The 5628-nt window shown below is 49.4% G+C and carries 5 protein-coding genes; all 5 read right to left on the bottom strand.

The window, feature by feature from the left end; all coding sequences use genetic code 11:
• Positions 1 to 61: 61 nt before the first annotated feature.
• Positions 62 to 1492, bottom strand: a complete 1431-nt coding sequence (gene argH / locus ACY69O_RS05200; protein WP_462332404.1) for an argininosuccinate lyase — start codon at positions 1490 to 1492, stop codon at positions 62 to 64.
• Complete coding sequence (locus ACY69O_RS05205) at positions 1489 to 2715, bottom strand: argininosuccinate synthase (protein WP_462332405.1); 1227 nt, start codon at positions 2713 to 2715, stop codon at positions 1489 to 1491. The genes argH and ACY69O_RS05205 overlap by 4 nt, the downstream gene beginning before the upstream one ends.
• Positions 2716 to 2768: 53 nt before the next feature.
• Positions 2769 to 3707: an ornithine carbamoyltransferase gene (gene argF, locus ACY69O_RS05210; protein ID WP_462332406.1), complete on the bottom strand. Its 939-nt coding sequence runs from the start codon at positions 3705 to 3707 to the stop codon at positions 2769 to 2771.
• Between the two features lie 14 nt (positions 3708 to 3721).
• Positions 3722 to 4921 (bottom strand): acetylornithine transaminase, encoded by a 1200-nt coding sequence (locus ACY69O_RS05215; RefSeq protein ID WP_462332407.1) that lies wholly within the window; start codon positions 4919 to 4921, stop codon positions 3722 to 3724.
• Between the two features lie 16 nt (positions 4922 to 4937).
• Positions 4938 to 5628, bottom strand: a 691-nt coding sequence (gene argB, locus ACY69O_RS05220; protein ID WP_462332408.1) for an acetylglutamate kinase, incomplete at its 5' end; no start/stop codon positions are given.

The following is a 5628-nucleotide window of genomic DNA, read 5'->3' on the forward strand; positions in this document are numbered from 1 at the left end:
AAATAATTTTTCACCACGAAAAAACAGGAGCACGGCTCTTTCACCGGCTCCTGTCATGTTATTATTCTTCTACCTGAATCTGCTTGTCCTCATGTTCTTCGGTAATTTTTCTTTCCGTGTCCATGAGTCCCTTTGCCGCTCGAATCTGAAGGTCAACCTGCTCGTAAGAGGTTCCTCCAAGAGAGTTGCGTGTCTTTACGCAGGTTTCCGGAAGGATTGCATCTTTTATGTCCTCGTCAAACATTGGCGAAAGTGCTTTGAATTCGTCCATTGTAAGGTCAACGAGCCATTTATGATGCTCTATGCAGTAGTGAACTGCCTGTCCCGACACAGCGTGAGCCTGACGGAACGGCATTCCTTTTTTTGCAAGATAATCCGCAAGGTCCGTCGCATTGGAGAAGTCCTCGTAAACCGCACGTTTCATAACGTCACGGTTTACCTTCATGCCGCGCAGAATACGGGCATATACGGCAAGGCTGAATTTAACCGTATCAATGGCATCGAAGATTCCTTCTTTGTCTTCCTGCAGGTCTTTGTTGTATGCAAGGGGCAGTCCTTTGACCGTCGTGAGCATCGCCATGAGATGTCCGATAACACGTCCGGTTTTTCCGCGAACAAGCTCAGATACATCAGGATTCTTTTTCTGCGGCATCATTGACGAGCCCGTGCAGTGTGCGTCGTCGAGTTCTACAAAGGAGAACTCACGGGAACACCAGAGAATCGTTTCCTCGCTGAGACGCGAGAGATGCACCATAAGCATCGAAGCCGCTGAGAGGAATTCCATGATGTAGTCACGGTCGCTCACGGCATCGAGACTGTTCGTGTAGATATTCTCGAAATTCAGAAGCTCCGCTACAAAACGGCGGTCAATCGGGAATGTGGTTCCCGCAAGCGCGCCGGCCCCCAACGGCATGATATCTGCACGCTGATATACACCGTTGAAACGTGCGAAATCACGGCTGAACATGGAGAAATACGCCATGAGATGGTGTCCGAAAAGAATCGGCTGCGCCCTCTGCAGGTGCGTATAGCCCGGCATGATTACATCACTGTATTTTTCAGCAGTCTCAACGAGAGCTTTCTGCATATCAAGAATGAGCTTTTCAACTTCGACTGCTTCTCTACGGACGTACATGTGCGTATCGAGAGCGACCTGGTCATTTCTGCTGCGGGCAGTATGGAGACGTCCGCCTGCTTCGCCGATAGCATCCGTAAGGCGCTTCTCAATATTCATATGGATATCCTCAAAGGCAACATCAAATTCAAATTCGCCTTTTTCAATACGAGCGAGAATATCCTTTAATCCGCCAACGATTTTATCGCGGTCCTCCTCACTGATAATGCCGCATTTTGCCAGCATTGTCGCGTGAGCGATGGAGCCTGCGATATCCTCGTGATACATGCGTTTGTCAAAGCCGATGGAAGCCTGAAAATCATTTATCATTTCGTCGGTCGTTTTTGTGAAACGACCGCCCCACAGCTTCTCACTCATTTCAGGAGCCCCATTTTTTCCTGCATGATAGCGCGGACCTTCAGCGGGAGTCCAAAGAGGTTTACAAAGCCTGTGCCGTCAGCCTGATTGTAGACATCGTCCTCTTCGAAGGTTACGAAGTCATGGCTGTAGAGCGAGTAATCGGATTTTGCGCCTGCGGAGATGATGTTGCCCTTGTAGAGCTTCAGTTTTACCGTACCTGTAACCGTGCGCTGTGTGCTGTCAACGAATGCGTCAAGAGCCTCACGGAGCTGCGAGAACCACATACCGTTGTATACGAGCTCTGCGTACTGATTTGCAACGAGTTCCTTATAGTGGAGTGTCGTGCGGTCGAGACAGAGGTATTCCAGTTCACGGTGTGCATAGTAGAGGATAGCTCCGCCCGGATTCTCGTAAACGCCACGGGATTTCATACCGACAAGACGGTTCTCGCAAATATCTGTGATACCGATACCGTTCTTTGCGCCGATTTCATTCAGCGTAGTAAGGAGCTCCGTTGCATTCATCTTCTTACCGTTGACTGCAACAGGAATACCCTTCTCGAAGTCGATTTCGATAATTTCATCTTTGTCCGGTGCCTGCTCCGGAGTCTTTGTTACGAGGAACATTTCATCCTTCGGTGCATTCCACGGATCCTCAAGGTCAGAGCCCTCATGGCTGAGGTGCCAGATGTTGCGGTCCATGCTGTATGTTTTGTTAGCCGTTGCGATAGGAATGTTATGCTGTTTTGCGTATTCGATAGCTTCCTCACGGGAGCGGATTTTCCATTCTCTCCACGGAGTAATAATCTTCAGCTGAGGAGCGAGTGCTTTGACGGAAAGCTCGAAACGAACCTGGTCGTTTCCTTTGCCCGTAGCGCCGTGAGCAATAGCGTCACAGCCTTCCTTCTTGGCAATCTCAACAAGCTTCTTTGCAATTACCGGACGTGCAAAGGATGTGCCGAGGAGATATTTGCCCTCATAGACAGCGCCTGCCTTGAGTGTCGGCCATACATAGCCTGTGAGGAATTCTTCCGTAAGATCTGCAATGAAAACCTTGGATGCTCCGGATGCCAATGCTTTATCATGAACAACGGAGAGCTCGTCACCCTGTCCGATATCTGCACAGACAGCGATAACCTCGCAGCCGTCATAATTCTCTTTGAGCCACGGAATGATGCAGGACGTATCAAGACCGCCGGAATATGCAAGTGCTACCTTTGTTACTTTCTTTTCGTTTGCCATAATGTAATTCGCTCCTTATGATATGAAATACAATACTTATTTAATGTATACGTTTAATCGCCCATAGTCAAGGCTAATACAGCTTTTTGTGCATGTAAACGGTTCTCTGCTTCGTCGAAAATTACATTTGCGTTGTCCTCAAAGACATCAGCCGTAATTTCCTCTCCGCGGTGTGCCGGCAGACAGTGCATAACAACGGCACGCTTAGAAGCATTTTTCAAAAGCTCTTTGTTTATCTGATAGCCCGCGAGGTCTTTGAGACGTTTTTCGCGTTCCTCTTCCTCGCCCATGCTGACCCACACATCCGTATAAAGAACGTCTGCGTCCTTTGCGGCTTCGGCAACATCATGTGTAAGCACAATGCTCGAGCCTGTTGCCTTTGCGTCCTCTTTCGCGTTTTTGACAACGCCTGCATCAGGCTCATAGCCTGCCGGTGTAGCTGCCGCGAAATTCATGCCCATCTTGGCGCAGCCGTACATGAGCGAATTTGTCATGTTGTTGCCATCGCCGATATATGCCAGCTTCAAGCCCTTGAGGTTTTTGCCGAGATGTTCACGGATTGTGAGCATATCCGCCAGAACCTGGCATGGATGCAGCAGGTCTGTCAGCGCGTTGATGACAGGAACATCTGCCCATTTTGCAAATTCCACCAGTTTGTCATGGCCAAAGGTACGAATCATGATACCGTCCAGATAACGCGAAAGCACACGAGCCGTATCTTCTATAGGCTCTCCGCGGCCTATCTGCAGGTCGCGGTTCGACAGGAACAGTGCCTGCCCGCCCAGCTGATACATGCCTGTCTCAAAAGACACTCTTGTCCTCGTGGAAGATTTTTCAAAAATCATGCCCAGCGTTTTGCCCTCAAGCAAATGGTGCTGCACGCCGGCCTTCTGCATCGCTTTAAGCTCTGCCGCCAGTTCAAGAATTTCTTCCATCTCATCGACGGTAAGTTCATGGAGCGACAACAGGTCTTTCCCTTTTAATGTTGACATGTTGATTCCCCCAATCAAGCAAATTTCGGCAATACCTTTTCAAGCACCGTCATAAGCTCGTCTATCTGTTCCTTGGTTACGATAAGCGGCGGTACGAAACGCAGGACGTTTCCGACCGTGCAGTTGATGATAGCACCTTCCTCAAGGCACGCGTTCACGATATCTCTTCCGGGCTTCGTAAGCTCCATACCGAGAATAAGTCCTTTGCCGCGAACCTCTTTAACAAGTTCCGGATATTTTTTTGCAAGCGCTTCAAGCTTTTCTCTGAAGTACCCTCCGACTTCCTGAACATGCTTCAGGAAATCCGGATTTGAAATCTCATCAAGCACAACATTTGACGCCGCGCACGCAAGCGGATTGCCACCGAAGGTAGAACCGTGGTCGCCCGGTGCGAATGCCTTCGCAACCTTGTCAGAAGCAATAAATGCGCCGATTGGAACACCGCCGGCAAGACCTTTTGCGAGTGTCACGATATCAGGCATTACGCCGTACTGCTCATATGCGAAGAATGTTCCCGTTCTTCCCATTCCGCACTGAATCTCATCGAGTATGAGACATGCATCGTATTTGTCGCAGAGGGCGCGGACTTTTTTGTAGTAGTCATCAGGCGGTACATATACGCCGCCCTCGCCCTGAATCGTCTCAAGCATAACCGCGCAGGTCTTTTCGCTCATGAGCTTTTCAAGGGCATCTATATCGCCGAAATCTACGTAATCAAAGCCTTCAACCAGCGGACCGTAGCCCTCGTGGTAATGAGGCTGTCCCGTTGCGGTGAGCGTCGCGTAGGTTCTTCCGTGGAAGCTCATCTTCGCTGCGATAATCTGAATCTTTTCGGGGTTTTTATGCCACGCGTATTTACGTGCCAGCTTTATAGCACCCTCGTTTGCCTCAGCGCCGGAATTTCCGAAGAATACCTTGCCAAGTCCGCTGAGCTTTACGAGCTTTTCTGCGGCATCTGCCTGCGTCTGAGTGTAGTAAAGGTTAGAGCAGTGAATCATTTTCCCTGCCTGTTCGGAAACTGCCTTTACCAATGCAGGATGTGCATGACCAAGCACGTTTACTGCTATACCGCCAAGAAAATCAATGTATTTCTTATCGTGGGAGTCATAGACGTACATTCCGTCGCCGTGGTCCAGCACGATATCATAACGGGCAAAGACGGGAATATATGAGTTCCTGTCTTTCTCGTATATCTGTTCATCTGTTTCCTTCATATCTGTTCCCTCCGGATTATTTCACGATTTCGGTACCGATACCCTGCGAAGTGAAAAGCTCCAAAAGCAGGGAGTGCGGAAGCCGTCCGTCTATAATAGCGGTCTTATGTGCCCCTCCGTCCAGTGCCTTTAGGCAGGATTCGACCTTCGGTATCATACCGCCTGCGATAGTTCCATCCTCAATGTACTGTCGGGCTTCCTTCTCCGTAAGGGACGAAATAAACGAGCTCTTGTCCTCAAAATCCTTGTATATTCCCTCTACATCAGTCAAAAGCAGGAGTTTTTCAGCTTTCAGCGCGCCCGCAACCTCCGCGGCTACGTAGTCAGCGTTGATATTGTAGCTTGAACCATCCTCACCGACTCCCACAGGAGCGATTACAGGGATATAATCCTGCTTGATAAGGTCGTTTACCGTCTCTCCGCGAATCTTTTCTACCTCACCGACGAAGCCGATATCGACTTTTTCGATTTTGCCGTCCGTGTGAACCTCAGCCAGCTTCTTTTTCGCCTGAATGAGGGACGCGTCCTTGCCTGAAAGGCCAATGGCGCTGTTTCCGCTGCGGTTTAGGAGGTTTACGATTTCCGAATTTATCTTGCCGATGAGAACCATTTCAACGATTTCCATGGTTTCCTCATCAGTAACTCTGAGCCCGCTGACAAACTCGGATTTTTTGCCGACCTTTTTCAAAAAGCCTGTGATATCCGGC

The sequence above is a fragment of the Schwartzia sp. (in: firmicutes) genome, from assembly GCF_978017985.1.